Annotated in this window: 18 protein-coding genes; 4 read left to right on the top strand and 14 right to left on the bottom strand. The window is 58.7% G+C overall.

What is annotated here, in order from left to right; translation table 11 throughout:
* Positions 1-95: 95 nt before the first annotated feature.
* From VJ956_RS15725 to VJ956_RS15665, 13 genes are all read right to left on the bottom strand, one after another.
* Positions 96-1,091 carry a branched-chain amino acid ABC transporter permease gene (locus VJ956_RS15725; RefSeq protein WP_324085988.1) on the bottom strand — a complete coding sequence of 332 codons (996 nt, stop codon included), beginning with the start codon at positions 1,089-1,091 and terminating at the stop codon, positions 96-98.
* Positions 1,092-1,093: 2 nt separating this feature from the next.
* A complete protein-coding gene (locus VJ956_RS15720) occupies positions 1,094-1,981 on the bottom strand; it encodes a branched-chain amino acid ABC transporter permease (protein ID WP_324085987.1) in 888 nt (295 codons plus the stop codon).
* A 114-nt stretch (positions 1,982-2,095) separates the two neighbouring features.
* Positions 2,096-3,310: an ABC transporter substrate-binding protein gene (locus VJ956_RS15715; RefSeq protein ID WP_324085986.1), complete on the bottom strand. Its 1,215-nt coding sequence runs from the start codon at positions 3,308-3,310 to the stop codon at positions 2,096-2,098.
* Positions 3,311-3,405: 95 nt separating this feature from the next.
* Positions 3,406-4,128 (bottom strand): ABC transporter ATP-binding protein, encoded by a 723-nt coding sequence (locus VJ956_RS15710; protein ID WP_324085985.1) that lies wholly within the window; start codon positions 4,126-4,128, stop codon positions 3,406-3,408.
* Positions 4,125-4,910 carry an ABC transporter ATP-binding protein gene (locus VJ956_RS15705; protein ID WP_324085984.1) on the bottom strand — a complete coding sequence of 262 codons (786 nt, stop codon included), beginning with the start codon at positions 4,908-4,910 and terminating at the stop codon, positions 4,125-4,127. Before VJ956_RS15705 ends, VJ956_RS15710 begins: the two co-directional genes overlap by 4 nt.
* 78 nt (positions 4,911-4,988) lie before the next feature.
* Positions 4,989-5,792 carry an alpha/beta hydrolase gene (locus tag VJ956_RS15700; RefSeq protein WP_324085983.1) on the bottom strand — a complete coding sequence of 268 codons (804 nt, stop codon included), beginning with the start codon at positions 5,790-5,792 and terminating at the stop codon, positions 4,989-4,991.
* 4 nt (positions 5,793-5,796) lie between these two features.
* The gene (locus VJ956_RS15695; protein ID WP_324085982.1) at positions 5,797-6,213 is read right to left on the bottom strand and encodes a PaaI family thioesterase; all 417 of its coding nucleotides are present in this window, start codon (positions 6,211-6,213) and stop codon (positions 5,797-5,799) included.
* Positions 6,204-7,859 carry an AMP-binding protein gene (locus tag VJ956_RS15690; RefSeq protein WP_324085981.1) on the bottom strand — a complete coding sequence of 552 codons (1,656 nt, stop codon included), beginning with the start codon at positions 7,857-7,859 and terminating at the stop codon, positions 6,204-6,206. Before VJ956_RS15690 ends, VJ956_RS15695 begins: the two co-directional genes overlap by 10 nt.
* Before the next feature lie 163 nt (positions 7,860-8,022).
* A complete protein-coding gene (gene mmsB / locus VJ956_RS15685; protein WP_324085980.1) occupies positions 8,023-8,910 on the bottom strand; it encodes a 3-hydroxyisobutyrate dehydrogenase in 888 nt (295 codons plus the stop codon).
* Positions 8,911-8,954: 44 nt separating this feature from the next.
* Entirely contained in the window at positions 8,955-10,034 is a 1,080-nt protein-coding gene (locus tag VJ956_RS15680) for an enoyl-CoA hydratase/isomerase family protein (RefSeq protein ID WP_324085979.1), read from the bottom strand.
* 11 nt (positions 10,035-10,045) lie between these two features.
* Positions 10,046-10,825 carry an enoyl-CoA hydratase gene (locus VJ956_RS15675; protein WP_324085978.1) on the bottom strand — a complete coding sequence of 260 codons (780 nt, stop codon included), beginning with the start codon at positions 10,823-10,825 and terminating at the stop codon, positions 10,046-10,048.
* A 13-nt stretch (positions 10,826-10,838) separates the two neighbouring features.
* On the bottom strand, positions 10,839-12,005 hold the full coding sequence (locus tag VJ956_RS15670) for an acyl-CoA dehydrogenase family protein (protein WP_324085977.1): 1,167 nt from the start codon (positions 12,003-12,005) through the stop codon (positions 10,839-10,841).
* A 9-nt stretch (positions 12,006-12,014) separates the two neighbouring features.
* On the bottom strand, positions 12,015-13,505 hold the full coding sequence (locus VJ956_RS15665) for a CoA-acylating methylmalonate-semialdehyde dehydrogenase (RefSeq protein WP_324085976.1): 1,491 nt from the start codon (positions 13,503-13,505) through the stop codon (positions 12,015-12,017).
* A gap of 149 nt (positions 13,506-13,654) precedes the next feature.
* On the opposite strand from VJ956_RS15665, the gene VJ956_RS15660 reads away from it, so the two are divergent.
* The 3 genes from VJ956_RS15660 (at position 13,655) to VJ956_RS15650 (ending at position 16,302) form a co-directional block, all read left to right on the top strand.
* On the top strand, positions 13,655-14,530 hold the full coding sequence (locus VJ956_RS15660) for an AraC family transcriptional regulator (protein WP_324085975.1): 876 nt from the start codon (positions 13,655-13,657) through the stop codon (positions 14,528-14,530).
* 63 nt (positions 14,531-14,593) lie between these two features.
* Positions 14,594-15,649, top strand: a complete 1,056-nt coding sequence (locus tag VJ956_RS15655; protein ID WP_324085974.1) for an NAD(P)-dependent alcohol dehydrogenase — start codon at positions 14,594-14,596, stop codon at positions 15,647-15,649.
* 23 nt (positions 15,650-15,672) lie between these two features.
* Entirely contained in the window at positions 15,673-16,302 is a 630-nt protein-coding gene (locus VJ956_RS15650) for a metallophosphatase domain-containing protein (RefSeq protein ID WP_324085973.1), read from the top strand.
* A gap of 10 nt (positions 16,303-16,312) precedes the next feature.
* On the opposite strand, the gene VJ956_RS15645 is transcribed toward VJ956_RS15650, so the two are convergent.
* Positions 16,313-16,876, bottom strand: coding sequence for a glutathione peroxidase (locus VJ956_RS15645; protein WP_414674453.1), 564 nt, complete (start codon positions 16,874-16,876; stop codon positions 16,313-16,315).
* Between the two features lie 46 nt (positions 16,877-16,922).
* On the opposite strand from VJ956_RS15645, the gene VJ956_RS15640 reads away from it, so the two are divergent.
* On the top strand, positions 16,923-18,504 hold a 1,582-nt coding region (locus VJ956_RS15640; protein ID WP_324085972.1), incomplete at its 3' end, for a VRR-NUC domain-containing protein.

Here is an 18,504-nt window from a genome sequence, read left to right as displayed (position 1 = left end):
CAGAGTTTTCTGAAGCAAAGATATACCGGTGCAATGGCTTTTAAAAGCAGGCCTTCAGCGGGGGCGCCAGGCGGTTGAATCCGGTTACCACCCGTTCACCTGAAATTCTTCTTAACAAACTTCTGGATCTCACCAACGATACCGCTGCGGAACGACAGCACCGTGATCACAAAGATGCCACCGAGGATCGGATCGACCCAGTCCCGCAGCGGACCCTGGGAGAGCTGATACTCGATGTTGACCACGAAGGTTGCGCCCACAACCGGCCCGAGCAGGGTACCCATGCCGCCCAGCAGGGTCATCAGAATGACTTCACCGGACATGTGCCAGTGGGCATCATTGAGGGAGGCCAGCTGGAACACCACCGATTTCATGGAGCCGGCAAGTCCGGTCAACGCCGCAGAAATGACAAAGGCGAGTATTTTATAGCGGTTGACGTTGTAACCCAGCGATATGGCCCGTGGCTCGTTCTGCTTGATGGCTTTCAGCACCTGGCCATAAGGGCTGCTGACAATCCGCTGCACCAGCAGATAACAGCCGAGGAAAACAGCCAGCACAAAGTAGTACATGTTGTAGTTGTCAGACAGGTCGATAACGCCAAACAGCTTGCCCCGGGGAATGCCGTGCATGCCGTCCTCGCCGCCGGTAAATTCGGACTGGACCAGGAAGAAGTACACCAGCTGCGACAGCGCCAGGGTAACCATGGCAAAGTAGATACCCTGCCGGCGGATTGATAATAACGCAAACCCCAGGCCCAGGGCAGTCGCCGCAGCGGTACCGGCTATGATCCCCATTTCGGTGGTCAGGCCGGAAAAGTTGCTCAACAGATAGCCGGTGGTGTAGCCACCGGTGGCCAGGAAAGCTGCGTGGCCGAACGACAGCAGGCCGGTAAACCCGAACAGAAGATTGAAAGCCACCGCGAACAGCGCAAAACACAGGATCTTCATCAGGAAGACCGGATACATGACAAATGGCGCCGCGAGCAAAAGCAGCAGCAGGACACCGTTGAGCAGCATTTTTTTCCGGTTGTCGGCGTTCTGCTCTGCCAGAATCGCTTTCTGGATATCGGTCTGATTGACAGGCTGGGTCATGGTTATGCCTCCTTACCAAACAGGCCGCTGGGGCGGAACATCAGAACGACCACCATGACCAGGAAGATTACCGCGGACGAAGCAGGCGGATAAAAGGTTTTGGTCAGGCCTTCAATGATACCCATGAGGACACCGGTGATAATCGCGCCACCGATGGAACCCAGACCACCAATGACCACCACCGCAAATACCGTAATCAGGATGTGAGATCCCATGACCGGTGTAACCGAATAGATAGGCGCTACCAGAACTCCGGCAAAAGCCGCGAGCATCACGCCAAATCCGTAAGTCAGGCTGACCAGCAACGGCACGTTGATACCGAAGCCCTGCATCAGTTGTGAGTCTTCAGTGCCGGCGCGCAGATACGAGCCGAGTTTGGTCTTTTCGATCATGAACCAGGTGCCAAAGCACACCAGCAGGGCGATCACAATAACCCAGGCACGATAGTAAGGCAGGAACATGAATCCGAGATTCATCCCGCCCTTGAACACCTCGGGCATGGGGTAACGGAGCCCGGAGACACCGAAGATGTTGGTCAGTACACCCTGCAGGAGCAGGGCCACGCCGAAGGTCAGCAGCAGGCTGTAGATGTGGTCCTGGCCTGCGATTCTGCGCAGCAGAAAGTATTCGATCAGCACTCCCAGTGCACCCACAAGCAGCGGTGCCATAAACAGTGCGACCCAGTAATTGACGCCCAGGTAGTCGAACAGGATGACGGTAATCATGGCGCCAAGCATGTACATGGCGCCGTGGGCAAAGTTGATTATCTTGAGCAGGCCGAAAATAACCGCCAGCCCCAGACTCAAAAGCGCATAAAACGCACCGTTAATGATGCCGATCAGCAGCTGACCAAACAGTACAGCAAGCGGGACACCGAAAATCATGGACATTTTGCTTACTCCAAACGCAGCGCAAACCCGCTACCGGGAATCATCGTTGCAAATTCCCGGGGCCCCTGCCCGCTGGCAGGCAGGCCCCGAAGATAAGGCTCTCTGCTTTGCCTGTTATTTGCTGGTCACCAGCGGGCACTTGCTTTCGGAGAGCGGACGATAGGCCTCTTCAGCCGGGATGGTGCGAAGAATCTCGTACAGATCCCATTCACTCTCTGACTCGGCGGGGGTTTTGACCTCTGCCAGGTACATGTCGTGCACCATGCGGCCATCGACACGGATTTTGCCATTGGTGGCGAACATGTCGTTGATCGGGGTATCCATCATCTGCTGGCGCACTGTCTGGGAGTCGTCGGAACCGGTGGCTTTCACCGCGTTCAGATACTGCATGGTGCTTGAGTAGATCCCGGCGTGAACCATGGTCGGGCGTACTCCGGTTTCAGCCATGAAACGGTCCGACCAGGCGCGGGTTTCTTCGTTCATGTCCCAGTACCAGCCGGTCGTCAGCTGGATGCCCTGAGCGGCATCCACGCCCAAAGCGTGTACGTCGGTGAGGAACAGCAGCAGCGCGGCCAGGGTCTGGCCTGACTGGGTTACGCCAAACTCACTGGCGGTATTGATAGCGTTGGTGGTATCCGCCCCGGCATTGGCCAGCGCAACCACATCGGCTCCGGAGGCCTGGGCCTGGAGGATGAAAGAGGAGAAATCAGGGGTGGGGAACGGATGCCGCAGGGTGCCAATGATCTCGCCACCGTTGGCCTCGACAACGCGGGTTACATCACCTTCAAGGGCATGACCAAAAGCGTAGTCGGCCGTCAGGATGTACCAGGTCTTGCCACCTTCTTTTACCACGGCGCTGGCGGTACCATTTGCCAGCGGATAGGTGTCATACACATAATGAATGTGGTTTGGTGTGCAGTGCTCGTTGGTAATGCTGGAGGCCGCAGAGCCGGAAACAATACCCAGTTTGTTGTTTTCTTCAAGAATGTCACTGACCGCGATGGTGACAGAGGAAGCCACGAGACCGGCAACCAGATCGACATTGTCGTTTTCGACCCAGCGCCGAACGGTACTGGAGGATACGTCCGGACTGTTGCGGTCATCCGAGCTCACCACTTCAATGTTGACACCGTTCACCTTGCCACCGAAATCGGCAACCGCCATTTCCAGCGCTTTCAGGCCATTGGGACCAGCCAGGTCCCGGTAGGTACCGGACATATCCGCCAGATAGCCAATCTTTACCACGTCGTTCGAGATCTGTGCCTGGGCGCCGGCCGCCATCATGGTCGAGGCGACGGCTGAGGTCAGAAGCTTTTTCATGATTGTCATTGTTATTTCTCCGCTACTGTCGTGCGTTGGTTGTTCGGGTTGTTGTTGCCGTTCTAATTGTTGCTGTTGTGATTGTTGCTTTTTTCTATCCAGTGTCAGACTCCCAGATAGTCGTTCAGCAGCGACTGCTTGGCTTCAAGCTCGTCGGCGCTTATTTCTTCCACAATCTGGCCATGCTCCACGACATAGTGGCGGTCGGCCAGCGGCGCGGCAAAGTGGAAATTCTGCTCCACCAGCACAATGGTCAGGCCCTTGTTCTTGAGCTTGATCAGCACTTCGCCAAGCTTTTCGACAATGACCGGTGCCAGGCCCTCGGTGATTTCGTCGAGCAGCAGCATGTTGGCGCCGGTCCTGAGGATGCGGGCCATCGCCAGCATCTGCTGCTCGCCGCCTGACAGTTTGGTGCCCTGGCTGAAGCGGCGCTCGTAGAGGTTAGGGAACATGGAGTAGATTTCTTCCAGGCTCATGCCGCCACTACGTACCACCGGCGGCAGGGTGAGGTTTTCCTGGACGTTGAGCGCGGAAAAAATGCCCCGGTGTTCGGGGCAATACCCGACTCCCAACCTTGCAATGTGGTGCGGCGCACAGGACATGGTCTCTTCACCATTGATCATGATTGACCCGGTACGGCGTCCCACCATATTCATGATGGCCTTGAGCGTCGTGCTGCGACCGGCACCGTTGCGACCAAGCAGAGTCACCAGCTCGCCGCGGTTAACCACCAGATCGATGCCGTGCAGGATGTGAGACTCGCCATAAAAAGCATGGAGGCCGGACACACGTAACTGTTCATATTCTCTGTCCGCACCCTGGCTCATTCTGCTGCCCCCTGCGTTGCCGGCGCCGTATCGTTGGCAGTGCCCATATAGACCTCCCGCACCCTCGGATCAGCAGACACCTCACTATAGTCACCCTCGGTCAATACCGAACCCTGGGCCAGCACGGTAATACGGTCACAGAGCTTGCTGACCACGCCAAGGTTATGTTCCACCATCAGCACAGTGCGGCCCTCGGCTGCCTTGCGAACAAGCTCGACCACGCTTTCTACGTCTTCACCGCCCATGCCCTGGGTCGGCTCGTCAAGCAGAAGCAGTTCCGGCTCCATGGCCAGGGTGGTGGCCAGCTCCAGTGCCCGCTTCTGGCCATAGGCAAGCTCCACGGTTATGGAGTTGGCGTACTCGGCAAGGCCCACCGAATCCAGCAGTTCCATGCAGCGCTGGTTCAGTTTGTTCAGCGAGGTACCGGATTTCCAGAAACGGTAGGAGCCGTTTTCTCCGGCTTGCAGGGCAACCCGGATATTTTCCAATGCGGTCATGTGAGGGAATACCGCGGAAATCTGGAATGAACGGATAACTCCCTTGCGGGCAATGGCGGCGGATTTCATCGAGGTAATATCCTGCCCCTTGAACAGAATCTGTCCGCGGGTCGGAATGAGGAACTTGGTAAGCAGGTTGAAGACCGTGGTCTTGCCGGCGCCATTGGGACCGATCAGGGCATGAATATGGCCTTTACGAATCTTCAGATTGACGTCGTCGACCGCAACAAAGCCCTTGAATTCCTTGACAAGGTTACGGGTCTCCAGCACGTACTGTTCACTCATGAGCAAACCTGCCTTTGTTATTGTTGTACCTGTTAACACAACCACAGAATAGATTGACGTATACGTAAACGTCAACAATTAATTATGATTTTTGATTACATTCTGATCACCCAGGAAATCGCACACCAGAGCCAGGACCCGCTCTTTTCTCTCCAGGTGGGGCGAGTGGCCGGTATCCTCCAGAAAAACCTCCCGCGCGCTGGCACCAATGCCGCCGGCAATACTGGTCACCTGCTCCGGCACTCCGTATTCATCGTTTTCCCCCTGAATGACCAGGGCCGGACAGGCAATGGCTGCCAGCCAGTGACTGAAGTCCAGCGCAGCGTGGAACCCTTCATCGAGCCAGACCCCTCGCCAGGCGTTGAACAGATCATCGGTGCGGTTGCCATGATATCGCTTCAGGCGCTCCCGGAAATCGGTTTCCTGATAGCGGACAGTCATCTCCTCAATGCCCGCCACTGTCAGATGATCAGCGTAGGTATGGCCGGCCATGGTGACAAGCGCCTGCACCCGGCTGCCCATGGCGCCGGATGCTATTAACGCAATGGAGGCGCCATCACTATGACCGATCAGCACGACCTCTTGAATGGCCAGCCTGTCAAGCAGGCGCGGGAGCCAGACGGCACCCGCTTTTTCCTGATAATCGTAGGGGCGCGGCAGAACCTCATCTGTGGAGCGGCCGTAGCCCTGACGGTTATAGATCAGGGCATTGCAGCCGGTCGCGTTGGCCAGCTGTTCCGGAAACCTGCGCCACAGGGCAATGCTGCCCAGGGATTCGTGCAGGAACACCAGAACCGGCCCCTGCGGATCGGGATGAAGTAATTGCCTGACCTCCAGTTCAACGCCCTCACCCACCGGCACCATCGCATCTCTTATCTGCATGGCATCAGCGTTCAGGGGGAATGGAATAGGTCATGGTGGAGTGGGCCACGGGTTCTTCCACGCCTTGGGAGTAAACGAACACTTCACCCACACCCATGGTACGGCCAACTTTCAGCATGGTTGCCCGGGCCCGGATCGGCTGATGCGCCTTCGGCTTGCGCAGGAAATTGATATTGAGGTTGGTGGTTACCGCCAGTGGCACCAGGCCAATCTTGCTGAGCAGCGCCGCATAAAGGGTGACATCGGCCAGTCCCATCATCGCCGGGCCGGATACGGTACCCCCTGGCCTCAGATGCTCTTCATCCACCTCCAGTTTCATTTCTGCCCAGCCATCACCCAGCTCCTCAAGGGTGCCGTAACGGACACCCTGGGGAAACTGTTCGGCAAGAAAAGCCTGCAGCTCAGCAAACGTCACGACCATATATTCTTCTCTTCTTTTGCCTGGTTACGCAGAACGAAACGCTGGATCTTGCCGCTGGGAGTCTTCGGTAACTCATCGACGAATTCAATTTCCCGCGGGTAGGCATGAGCAGACAGACGGTGGCGAACCAGTTCCTGCAGTTCCCCTCTCAGGGCATCTTCGCTCTCCGGCTCCTGATCGCTCTTGATCACCACATAGGCCTTGATAATCGAGCCCCGCTTTTCATCGGGCTTGGCCACCACCCCGGATTCGGCAACAGCCCTGTGTTCCAGCAAGGTACTCTCCACATCAGCCGGACCCACGCGATAGCCCGCAGTGGTGATGATGTCATCGTCGCGACCACTGAAAGAAAAGCTGCCATCGCCGTGACTGACCACCATATCGCCGGTGAGATAATAACCGTTCACGAACGGGTCTTTCTCGCCCCAGGTATAGCCATCGAAGTGGAACAGCGGGGACGCTTTGACATCCACCGCGACCTGGCCGATTTCACCCTCACCCACTTCCTCATTCTTCGCGTTCAGCGCAACCACCCGGTGGCCGGGGGAGGAATAACCCATGGAACCCGGGCGGACCGGATGCTCCAGACCGTGGAAGTTGCAACAGGTCATGCCGGTCTCGGTCTGGCCGTAGTGGTCCTTTACCGGGCAGAAATGCCGTTTCTCCATCCAGCTCACCACTTCCGGGCTCAGTGGCTCGCCGGCACTGCTGGCCACCCGCAAGCCCAGGTTCTCAACCTCAGGCAGGACATGGTCGTTGGCTTTCAGTAACCGGTAGGCCGTAGGGGCAGCCGCCAGGTTGGTTATGCCGTATTTGCGGATCATGTCGTAGGTGGTTTCCGGGGTGAAGGCGCCCGGGTTGAAATGGGTCGCATGGCCCATCAGCAGGGGACCAATGACGGCGTAATAAAGGCCATAAGCCCAGCCCGGGTCGGCGACATTCCAGAACACGTCGTCGTCCCGCAGGTCGATGGCGTACTTCATATAGACATAGAATGCCAGCAATGCTCTCGCCGGCACTGCCACACCCTTGGATTTGCCTACGGTTCCCGAGGTGAACATCTGCAGGAACGGGTCATTGCCGCTGATCAGTACCGGTTCGAACTGGTCAGACTGCTGGGCCAGGGTGTCGTCGAAGTCGGGAATATCGCCATTCACTTCCACGGCATTCACACAGACCACCGGCGGGCAGGCCTTGACCTCGAGCAGCTTGGGATAGTTCACGGGGTCAGTGACCACCAGTTTCGTGCCGGCGCGCTCGAAGCGGTATTCAATGGCGCCGGGGCCAAAAGCGGTAAACAGCGGCTGATAGACAGCGCCGGCTCTCAGGGTACCGGCGATAACCACGAGCAACTCAGGGCCGCGAGGCAACAGTGCGGCAACCCTGTCGCCTTTTGCAATTCCCCTCGACTTGAGGTAATTCGCGAAACGGGCAGATTCTTCCTTGAGCCGGGCAAAGGTGAGTTTGCCGGAGCCACCGTCCGCTTTTTCGTAATACAAAGCGACCCGATGAGTGTCGTCCGCCCATTTGTCACAGATTTCAGTGCAGACATTCAGGCCAGCATCCAGGCTGCCCTCAAGGACCTCCGACTCAAGACTGGCGGCATCGAAATTGTTGTAGACCGATTGGTATTCCGGAAGGCTCATATCCCAGTCCTTTTATTGTTGTGGGCGATTTCTGGATTCAATTTCTAGCATAAGCTAAAGTTTACGTAAAGGTAAACCTACAGATCAAAAATAAACGCCTTCGGAATCTGGTGGCATCAGTGTGAAACCTGCCGCTGATCCTGAAGGCGCTGTCTGCTCAGCTTTATTTGCGGTAGTAGAATTTCTGGATGCTGGAGAAGTCGAGTCCACCGTTCCCTTCGTTGGCGTGGAGCGCAAACAGGTTGCGGGCCAGTGAGCCCATGGGAATTGGCGCCTTGTTCCTGACTGCATTATCGAAGGCCAGACCCAGGTCCTTGTTCATCAGGTCAACCAGGAAACCGCCCTCGTAATTACGTGACGCCGGCACGCCTTCCATCACTCCCGGCCAGGGGTTGTAGACGTTCAGTGCCCAGTTGCCGCCCGAGCTCTGCTTCATGATTTCCGACAGCACGGCAGGATCCAGGCCGTTCTCCACTCCCAGGGCGAGGGCCTCGCTGGTGCCACTCATCAGGATCGCCAGCAGCATGTTGTTGCAGATTTTGGCAATCTGCCCGGCACCGTGAGGACCGGCGTGAAAAATGTTCCTGGCCATGCCGTCAAGGATTGGCCTGGCACGTTCGAATGCGTCGGCTTCGCCTCCACAGATAAACGTCAGGGTGCCTGCCTTGGCACCACCGACACCCCCGGAAACCGGCGCGTCCATAAAGCTGATGCCGGCCTCAATCGCCGCTTTGGCCACACCCTTTGCGGTTTCCGGTGCAATAGTGGATGAATCAATGACCAGGGTGGTGGACGCCAGTTGTTGCAACAGGCCGTTGTCTCCCAGGTAGACCGATTCCACATGCTGCCCCGCCGGCAACATTGAAATCACCACCTCTGCCCCTTCCACTGCTTCCTGGATCGTCGCTGCGGACTTCGCGCCTTCGCTGGTAACCGCTTTCACCGCCTCGGGGGACAGGTCGAACACCGTCAGCTCGTGACCTGCCTTGATAAGGTTGATCGCCATCGGCCCACCCATGTTACCAAGACCGATAAAGGTAATAGTTGCCATATTATTGTTCTCCGTTATTCTGCCCAGATTTGGTGTGTTCGGTTTCACTCAAAGAACTGCTCGATCCAGTCCGGATCCACGCTCTCCAGGTCTGGAAAGTGCCAGCGTGGTTTCCGATCCTTGTCAATCAGCAAGGCCCGGACGCCCTCGGCAAATTCACCCATCTTCAGGCTGTTCAGGGATAGCTGCAATTCCCTGTCAAACACCTCGGCCAGGCTGTCGTGCGCACTGCGGTGATAGTGCCGCCAGTGCAGCGCCAGCGATGTGGGTGATGCCTTGGCGACGTTTTTCACAGCCTTCATCAACCACTCGTCATCACCGGCATAAGTGGCCAGATTGTCCACCACTTCGGTCAGGGAATCGCCGTCGGTGAGCGCCTGAATCACGTCGTAATGCTCGCGCAGGGCAGATGCAGGTTTAAGCGCCTCACCGCCCCGCTCGAATCGTCGCAAAACCTGGCTTGCGCCTGCATACGGGTCCTGCCTCAGGTCTTTTGCCAGTATCGCGCCCATTACATTGGACTTTTGTTCATGGGGAATAAAACGATCCGCCAGCCCCACAAACAGGGCATCTGCAGCGTTCATCGGGACGCCGGTCAGGCCCAGAAAAAGCCCGGTCCGTCCCGGCATCCGGTTGAGAAACCAGCCCGCTCCCACATCCGGATACATACCGATAGCGACTTCCGGCATCGCCAGCCGGGACTGTTCGGTGACGACCCGGTGGGAACCGCCGGCCATCACCCCGAGGCCACCACCCATGACTATGCCATTACCCCAGATTACAACAGGTTTGGGGAAGGTATGAATCTGGTAGTCCAGCTGGTATTCGTCGCGGAAGAACTGCTCGCCCTCACTTGTGGTGGACCCTTGCTGTCCGCTTTCGGTCATGGAGCGGTAAAGCGCCACAATATCGCCACCGGCGCAGAAGGCTTTATCGCCGGCCCCCTCGATCCAGACTGCGGCGACCTGATCGTCATTGGCCCAGTTTTCGAGCTGCGGCTGAAGCCGGTGAATCATATCGAGCGACAGGGCGTTCATGGACTGGGCGGCGTTCAGCCGCACAACCCCCAGTTTCCAGCCACCGTGGGCCCTGTGCTCTTCAAACAAAACAGAAGTGTCTGACATAGGCTATCGGCTCACCGGTTTTTCCATTGCGGGGTGCGTTTTTCCAGAAAGGCATTGACCCCTTCCTGCTGATCTTCGGTTCTGAACAGGTCCACGAACAGCTCCCGCTCCATGCGCCAGCCATCATCATGACTACGGCCGTCCCGGGCACTCATTACCAGGGTTTTGCAGCGGGAAACCGACGACGGGCTCTGTCTGGCGGTCATCTCTGCCAGTTCCAGGGCCTTGCCCAGAGCAGTGCCGGAAGCCACGACTTCTTCCACCAGGCCAATGCTGAGCGCCTTATCGGCCCTGATGCGCTCGCCGCAGAGGATCATGCGCTTGGCCCAGCCCTCGCCTACCAGCCAGGGCAGGTTCTGGGTACCACCGGCACAGGGCAGCAGCCCGACGGTCGCTTCGGGCAGGGCCATCTGGGCATGTTCCTCGGCAATGCGGATGTCGCAGGCCATGGCACATTCAAGCCCACCGCCCATGGCGTAACCGTTCATTGCCGCGATGGATACGCCGCGGAAGCGGCTGAGAGCAATGAATGCCCGGCCAAAGGCCTTGCCCATCAGCTCTGCGTTGGCGATATCACCATCGGCAAAGCTCTTGAGATCGGCGCCGGCGGAGAAGAATTTCTCGCCCTGGCCGGTCACCACCAGGGCAAAAATGTTGCGGTCCGCATTCAGAGCCTCAATGGCCTCTTCCAGCGCATTCAGGGATGCCAGCGTCCAGGTATTCGCCGGCGGGTTATTGATGGTGAGAATCGCGGTGTGGTCGCGTTTTTCTAACTGAATCAGTTCGCTCATGGAAAGTTCCTTGTTATTGAATCGCCTCGGCGACGCCCGGCTCCAGCAGCCGGCGGGCCATGATCAGCCGCATGATTTCGTTGGTACCCTCGAGTATCTGGTGTACCCGCAGGTCGCGCACGTATCGCTCCAGCGGGTATTCGCGGATATAACCGTAACCACCGTGGAGTTGCAGTGCCTCATTGCACACCTCGAAACAGGCATCGGTAGCGAAGCGCTTGGCCATGGCGCAGTGCAGCGTGGCCTCATTGTTACCCTGGTCCAGCCGGTAGGCCGCCAGACGTACCATCTGCCTGGCAGCTACCAGGTTGGTGGCCATGTCCGCCAGCTTGAACTGGAGAGCCTGGAAGCCGGCCAGTGCCTGGCCAAACTGCTGGCGCTCATGCATGTAATTGCGGGCACGAAGCAGCGCGGCCTGGGCACCACCAATGGAACAGGTGGCAATATTGAGGCGACCGCCATCCAGGCCTTTCATGGCAATCATGAAGCCCTGACCCTCTTCACCCAGTCTGTTATTGAGAGGCACCCGGACATTCTCGAAGGTGATCTGGCGGGTTGGCTGGCTGTTCCAGCCCATTTTTTCCTCGGCCTTGCCGTAGTGAATGCCATCACTGTCGGCGGGCACCACAAAGGCACTGATACCTTTGGCACCGCTATCGGGCTCACCGGTACGCGCCATGACCACCAGCATCTGGGTGGCACCAGCACCGGAGATGAATACCTTGCTGCCGTTAAGCAGGTAGCTGTCGCCGTCCCGGGTAGCCCTCGTGCGCAGATTACCGGCATCGGAGCCAGCACCCGGTTCCGTAAGACAGTAGGAGCCCAGCCACTCACCGCTGGCCATTCTCGGCGCGATCTGTTTGCGGATATCGGCACTGCCGAACTGCGCCACCATCCAGGTGGCCATGTTATGGATGGTGATGTAGGCGGCAGTGGAAGGGCAGGCCGTTGCCAGCTCCTCCACGATCACGCTGGTGTCGAGTCGGGACAGGCCCATGCCACCCTCGGTTTCCGGCGTATAGATGCCGCAGAAGCCCACTTCGCCCGCTTCGCGAATCACCTCCACCGGGAACAGGTGGTCTGCGTCCCATTTCGCCGCGTGCGGCGCCATGGCTTTTTCCGCGAATGCCTTGGCAGCCTCGCGGAAGGCCACCTGGTCTTCCGTCAGGTCAAAGTTCATGGGTTCCCCTTACCGCATGCGGATGGAGAAGTTGGTTTCGGCAACCGCGTCGCTACTGAACCAGCGCGCGGTAATGGTCTTGGTTTCGGTGTAGAACTTCACTGCCTGCTTGCCGTAGGCATGCTGGTCACCGTAGAAGGACCCCTTCCAGCCGGTGAATGAGAAGAACGGCAGAGGAACCGGAATAGGCACGTTAATGCCTACCTGACCCACTTCGATTTCATGCTGATAGCGGCGTGCCGCACCACCGGAGCTGGTAAAAATGGAGGTTCCGTTGCCATAGGGGTTGGCGTTCACCAGGGCAATAGCATCCTCCAGGGTGTCCACTTCCATGCAGGAAAGCACCGGGCCGAAAATCTCTTCCTGGTAAATATCCATATCCGCCTTGACGCCGGAGAACAGGGTCGGGCCAACCCAGTTTCCGTTCGGCAGGCCGTCCACGGTGCAGTTGCGACCGTCAAGCAAAAGCCTGGCGCCCTCTTCCTCACCGCGGGTAATCAGGGTTTCCACCCGCTCTTTGGCTTTCTGGCTGATGATCGGGCCATAGCTGGCGGACTTGTCATTCCAGGCACCTGGCCTGACTGCGGCCAGGGCTTCTTTCACTTCCGCAATCCACTCCTGGGCCGCGCCCACGAAAACCGCCACGGAGATAGCCATGCAGCGCTGGCCGGCGGCGCCCACTGATGCCCCGACCAGGGCCTTGACCACCTGATTCTTGTCGGCATCAGGCAGCACCACCATATGGTTCTTGGCACCGGCGAAGCTCTGTACCCGTTTCATGTGGCGGGTACCGGTTTCGTATATGTACCGGCCGACCGGCACGGAACCAACGAAAGACACCGCCTTGATGGCCGGGTCGGTCAGCAGCACGTCGACCTGCTCCTTGCCACCATGAACCACCTGCAGCACACCCTTGGGCGCGCCGGCCTGTTCAAACAGCTCGGCGAGTTTCATCGGCGTCAGCGGGTCCTGCTCGGACGGCTTGAGGATAAAAGTGTTGCCGCAGGCAATGGCCATTGGAAACATCCACAGCGGGATCATCGCCGGGAAGTTGAACGGGGTGATGCCGGCGCAGACACCCAGGGGCTGGGTGTAGGAATAGGTGTCGATCTCACGGGCCACGTTCTCGACGGTTTCGCCCATCATCAGGGACGGAATATTGGCAGCGTGCTCGACCACCTCGATGCCCCGCCAGACGTCGCCTTTGGCATCCTCGAAGGTTTTACCGGTTTCGCTGGAGAGAATCTCCGCAATTTCATCGTGATGCTCTTTTAACAGCGCCTGGTAACGCATCATCACCCGGGCCCGCTCGGATACCGGGGTTTCCTTCCAGGCCTTGAACACTTCACCGGCGTTGTCGATGGCACGGCGCATTTCCGAGGCTGTGGTGCAGGGCGCGCGGGCAATCACTTCATTGGAGGCAGGATCAGTGACGTCGATCCACTGGTCGGTCTGGCTTTCCACGAACTCACCAGCGATATAGAGAGGTACGGTTTTCATAGCGATATTTCCTGTCATTGTTGTAGGTATCGGAGGTCAATGCCCTCAGGATTGCCTCAAGCCTAGCACAGCCCCCGGCGGTTTCATGATTGACTAAGTTTCGACCATGATGGATTATCTTTCGATATGTTAAAAATAAAGCAACGTCTATGACCAGAACTTCCCAGTGGCCGGTACCGCCGGACAGCGTACGTTATGTCATCCCCAACCCGGTTATACGCAGCCTGTCGCGGCATCCGCTGACCCGTGACCTTTACCCGCTGGCGTTTGGCCACTATCGGCGGGCAGCAGGCCATCACATGCACAGGGAGCAGCACGGCGACGATCTTCTGATCCACTGCACCGAGGGGGAGGCGTATCTCAGTGTCGAGGACGAACCCTGCCTGGTCAGCGCCGGTGACCTGGTACTGATACCTGCCGGAGCAGCCCACCGCTATACCGCCGCCCCGGAGAATCCATGGACTATCCATTGGGTGCACTATGCTGGCCCACTGGCGGCGCACTTTCGTGAACACATGGGATTTACCGGGGGTATCCGGGTACAGCATATTGGCCGACAGCCCAGGTTACTGGTGGACTTCAACGGATTACTGTCGGTCAGGCAGACCGGCTTCCGCAGTCCGGAACTGGTGCACGTGGCCAACCGCCTGCGGCAATTGCTGGCGGCGGTTCCCCTGAGCGCCGGCAAAGCCGGGCATGCGCAGCAACCGGACCTGGAGACAATCCATAAATTCATGCACGAACATTTGAGCGAGCGTATTTCCCTGGGCCAGCTTGCCAACCTGACCGGCCTCTCACCCTCACATTTTGCCACCCGCTACCGGGCCATGACGGGGGTGTCCCCCATCCAGCACCTGCTACACCTGAAAGTCGAACAGGCCTGCCAGATGCTGGACACCACTGATCATTCCTTTACCCGTATCAGTAGCATGCTAGGCTACGATGACAATTACTATTTCTCCCGGTTGTTCAAAAAAGTTATGGGTCAGGCGCCGAGCGATTACCGCCACAGTCATCGACACTAGCAGGCGCCGGCCCGACTGGCGCCGGCAAAACCGAATCCACATCGACGATAAAGGAAAACAGGCATGGCGAATGCAAAAGGCTACGCAGCTGAATCCGCCGAATCCGGACTGGCGCCCATCAGCTTTGAGCGCCGGCAACCGCGCCCGGACGACGTCTCCATCGAGATCGATTACTGCGGCGTTTGCCACACCGATATCCATTTCGTGCAGAACGACTGGGGTGTCACCGAGTTTCCGGTGGTACCGGGCCACGAGATCATTGGCCGGGTGACCGCTGTCGGGCCAGAGGTTAAGAACCATAGCGTTGGCGATACTGTCGGTGTTGGCTGCATGGTGGATTCCTGCCGCACCTGCCCGGCCTGCGAGTCCGGCCTCGAGCAGTATTGCTCCGAAGGCATGACGGCCACCTACAACGGTGTTGACCGGCACGACGAGAGCATTACCTACGGCGGCTACTCGGACAGGATTGTCGTCAGCGAGCGCTTCGTGGTGAAGGTCCCTGAAAAACTTGACCCGGCGGCTGCCGCGCCAATTCTGTGCGCCGGCATCACCACCTATTCACCGCTGCGCCACTACGGCATAAAGCCAGGCGATAAAGTCGGCGTCATCGGTATGGGCGGCCTTGGCCACATGGGGGTGAAATTTGCCAGGGCACTGGGCGCGGAAGTCACCCTGTTTACCCGCTCGGAAAGCAAGGTTGCCGAGGCCAGAAAGCAGGGCGCTGACCACGTGATTATCTCCACCGACCGGGCCCAGATGAAAGCCGCCAGGGAAACCTTCGACTTCATGCTGGATACAGTGCCGGTCCAGCACGACCTGAACCCCTACCTGAGCGCCCTTAAATTCGATGGCACTCATATCCTGGTTGGACAGCTGGACCCCATTGAACCGCCGCTGCAGGCCGGTGCTCTGGTAGGCAGGCGTCGTGTGCTGGGCGGTTCCCTGATCGGCGGCATGCCCGAAACCCAGGAAGTGCTGGATTTCTGCGCCGAACACGACATCACCTGCGACATAGAGATGCTGGATATCAGAAACATCAACGAAGCCTACGAGCGCATGAAACAGGGCGACGTGAAGTACCGCTTCGTGATTGATATGAAGACTCTCAGAGCAGTGTAAATGAACAGACCCGGAGAGCCTTCATGAGACTGGTCTGCATATCCGACACCCATAGCATGCATCGCCAGATTGCGGTGCCGGACGGCGACGTTCTGATCCACGCCGGGGATTGCCTGGGGGCAGGCACGGTTGCCGAACTGGAAGATCTCGACAACTGGTTCTCCGAACAGCCGCACCGTCACAAGATCCTGATCGCGGGCAACCACGACTGGTGCCTTCAGGATGAGCCGGCAGAGGCCGAAGCACTGCTCAGAAACGCCATTTACCTGCGGGATTCCGGCATCGCGATTGAAGGCCTCAGTTTCTGGGGCAGCCCCTGGACACCGGTGTTCTTCGACTGGGCCTTCAACCTCACCCGCGGCCCCGCCATTGCCGGGCGCTGGGAGCAGATTCCGGGCGATACCGATATCCTGATCACCCATGGCCCTCCCGCGGGCATTCTCGACCAGGTAGTCACAGCGACCCACGCCGAGTCGGTGGGATGCGACGATCTGGCCCGGGAACTGGAAAGGCTACGGCTGAAAATGCACGTGTTCGGGCATATTCACGAAGGCCATGGCCAGCAGCGCCTGGGTGATTGCCTGTTCGTCAATGCCAGCACCTGCAACAGCGCCTTCAGGCCACTGAACCCGCCGATTGTGGTGGATCTCTGAGGCGCCGGTTTCAGCGCTCGGCAACCACCCGCTCAACCACACTGCGAAGCTCCGGGGAATCCGGCTTTACCCGGCTGGGAAACGCCCCCACAACCTCGCCCCGGCTATTCAGCACATATTTGTGAAAGTTCCAGCGGGGCTGGCTACTCTGGCTGTTAATGCCCTGGAACACCGGATTGGCGGCGTTTCCGGTCACGGCGGTAGGCGCAATCATGGTGAAGGTCACGCCATAATTCTTGAAACAGACACTGGCCGCTTCAGCTTCGCTGTCTGCTTCCTGGCGAAAGTCGTTACTGGCGAAGCCGACCACCACCAGGCCCTGGTCCCGATACTCCTGGTGGACCTGCTCGAGGCCATCGAACTGGCCGGTGAAACCGCAGCGGCTGGCGGTATTGACGACCAGCATGGGCTTGCCAGCGGCCATGTCACAAAGATTGACCGACTCCGACGAATGCAGCTTGCGCAGGTCATGGTTGAGGTAGGCCGGGCACTCGGCAGCCAGAACCGACGCCGAGGTCAACATTAAGGTCAGGGCAATCAGGGCTCGCATATCGGCTTCTCCATAGGGCATCATCATTGCTCAGTCTATAGTTTACGTTCGAGCCGGCAAAACAGTTTCCATGACACCCGCAGCAACCCGACATTCCGCTCTCCCCGGCACCGCCGACCTGGACAATCCGCTGTACTACCTCGAAAACTTCGAGACAGTGGTGCGGTGGGTGCGAGAGCACCACAGTGATTTGCTGACAACCCTGGAGACCGGGCATATAGACAGCCTTGTGGCGCTGAACCAGCCTGAACGGGCATTGCTGGCACGACTGGTCATGCGCACCGGCGAGCTGTTCCGGGTGGAAAAGCTAAATTACCCCGAGCTCGGGCTGTCAGCGCAGAACGCCGCGAATGCACTGGTGCGCCATGGCTGGATTGATGACAACCCGGAGGTCCCTCTGGCCGAGCTCTTCCGCCTGTTCACTGTTGCCGAACTTCGCCCTGCCCTGACCGGGCAGATCGCCGCTGCTGGCCTGCCAGTCACCGCAGCAAAGGGGCGGCTGAAAGAGGTCCTGACACCGCTGAATCCCGACCCCGTTCCGGTAGACCACTGGTTGCCCGGTATCCAGACCCGGGTCATTGGCCTCAACCACATGGAGCTGTTTGACCGCCTGCGGCTGATGTTTTTTGGCAACCTGCGCCAGAGCTGGTCCGACTTTGTGCTGGTGGAACTGGGCCACCAACAGTATGAGCAGGTCGTTATTTCACCCCGATCCCGGGCCTTTGACACCCGCGATGATGTGGACCGCTACCTGGTCATGCACCGCTGTCGGGAGCGCCTCGACGACGGTGAATCACCGGCGACGGTATGGCAGGACCTGCCTCCGGCCAATGCCAATGCCTGGCTGGAAAGCCGGCGGGGACGGTTGCTGTTCGAGCTGGGCAAGCGGGCGGAACGTAGCGGCAATACCGGGCTCGCGTTGTCCGCCTACAGCGCCAGCGGTCATCGTGAAGCCCGCCTGCGGCAGCTGCGGCTGCTGGAGCGCCTCAGGCGCCACCGCGAGGCCTGGGATCTGGCCCGGGCCGGCGCAGCCGAAGCAGGATCGGGAATGGATCAGAGAGGGCTTGAGCGCATCCTGTCACGATTGGCGAAAAAGCTGGGCGAAGCCGTGCCCCCGGCCTCTGCACGCCCGGCACTCCTGAGCTTTACCCTGGCGCTGGAAAATCCGGAGGGACATTCAGTGGAGTGGGCGGTCGGGCAACACCTGACACGGCCACAGGCTCCGGTGGCCTACGTCGAAAACACCCTGATCAATGGCCTGTTTGGCCTGCTGTGCTGGCGCGCCCTGTTCGCGCCCGTGCCCGGCGCGTTTTTCCATCCGTTCCATAGCGGCCCCGCGGATCTGTACCGGGAAGATTTCGTGGCACGCAGGCAGACACTGTTCGAGGACTGCCTCGGCGCCCTCGCCACCGGCGATTACACAACCCGCATCCGTAACACCTGGCGTCAGAAGCAGGGTCTTGCCTCGCCATTCGTGATCTGGCCGGCACTGCCGGAGGACCTGCTGGAACTGGCCCTGGAGTGTATTCCGGCACGTCATCTCGAGCTGATGTTCCGCCGCCTGCTGGACAACCTGCGGGAACACCGGAGTGGTTTCCCCGATCTGATCCGTTTCCAGCCAGACCAGGCTGACCCCGACCGGCGCTATGAAA

It is taken from the genome of Marinobacter sp. (genome assembly GCF_035268745.1).
Taxonomy (GTDB): Bacteria; Pseudomonadota; Gammaproteobacteria; order Pseudomonadales; family Oleiphilaceae; genus Marinobacter.
This window is presented reverse-complemented; position numbering and strand designations above follow the sequence as displayed.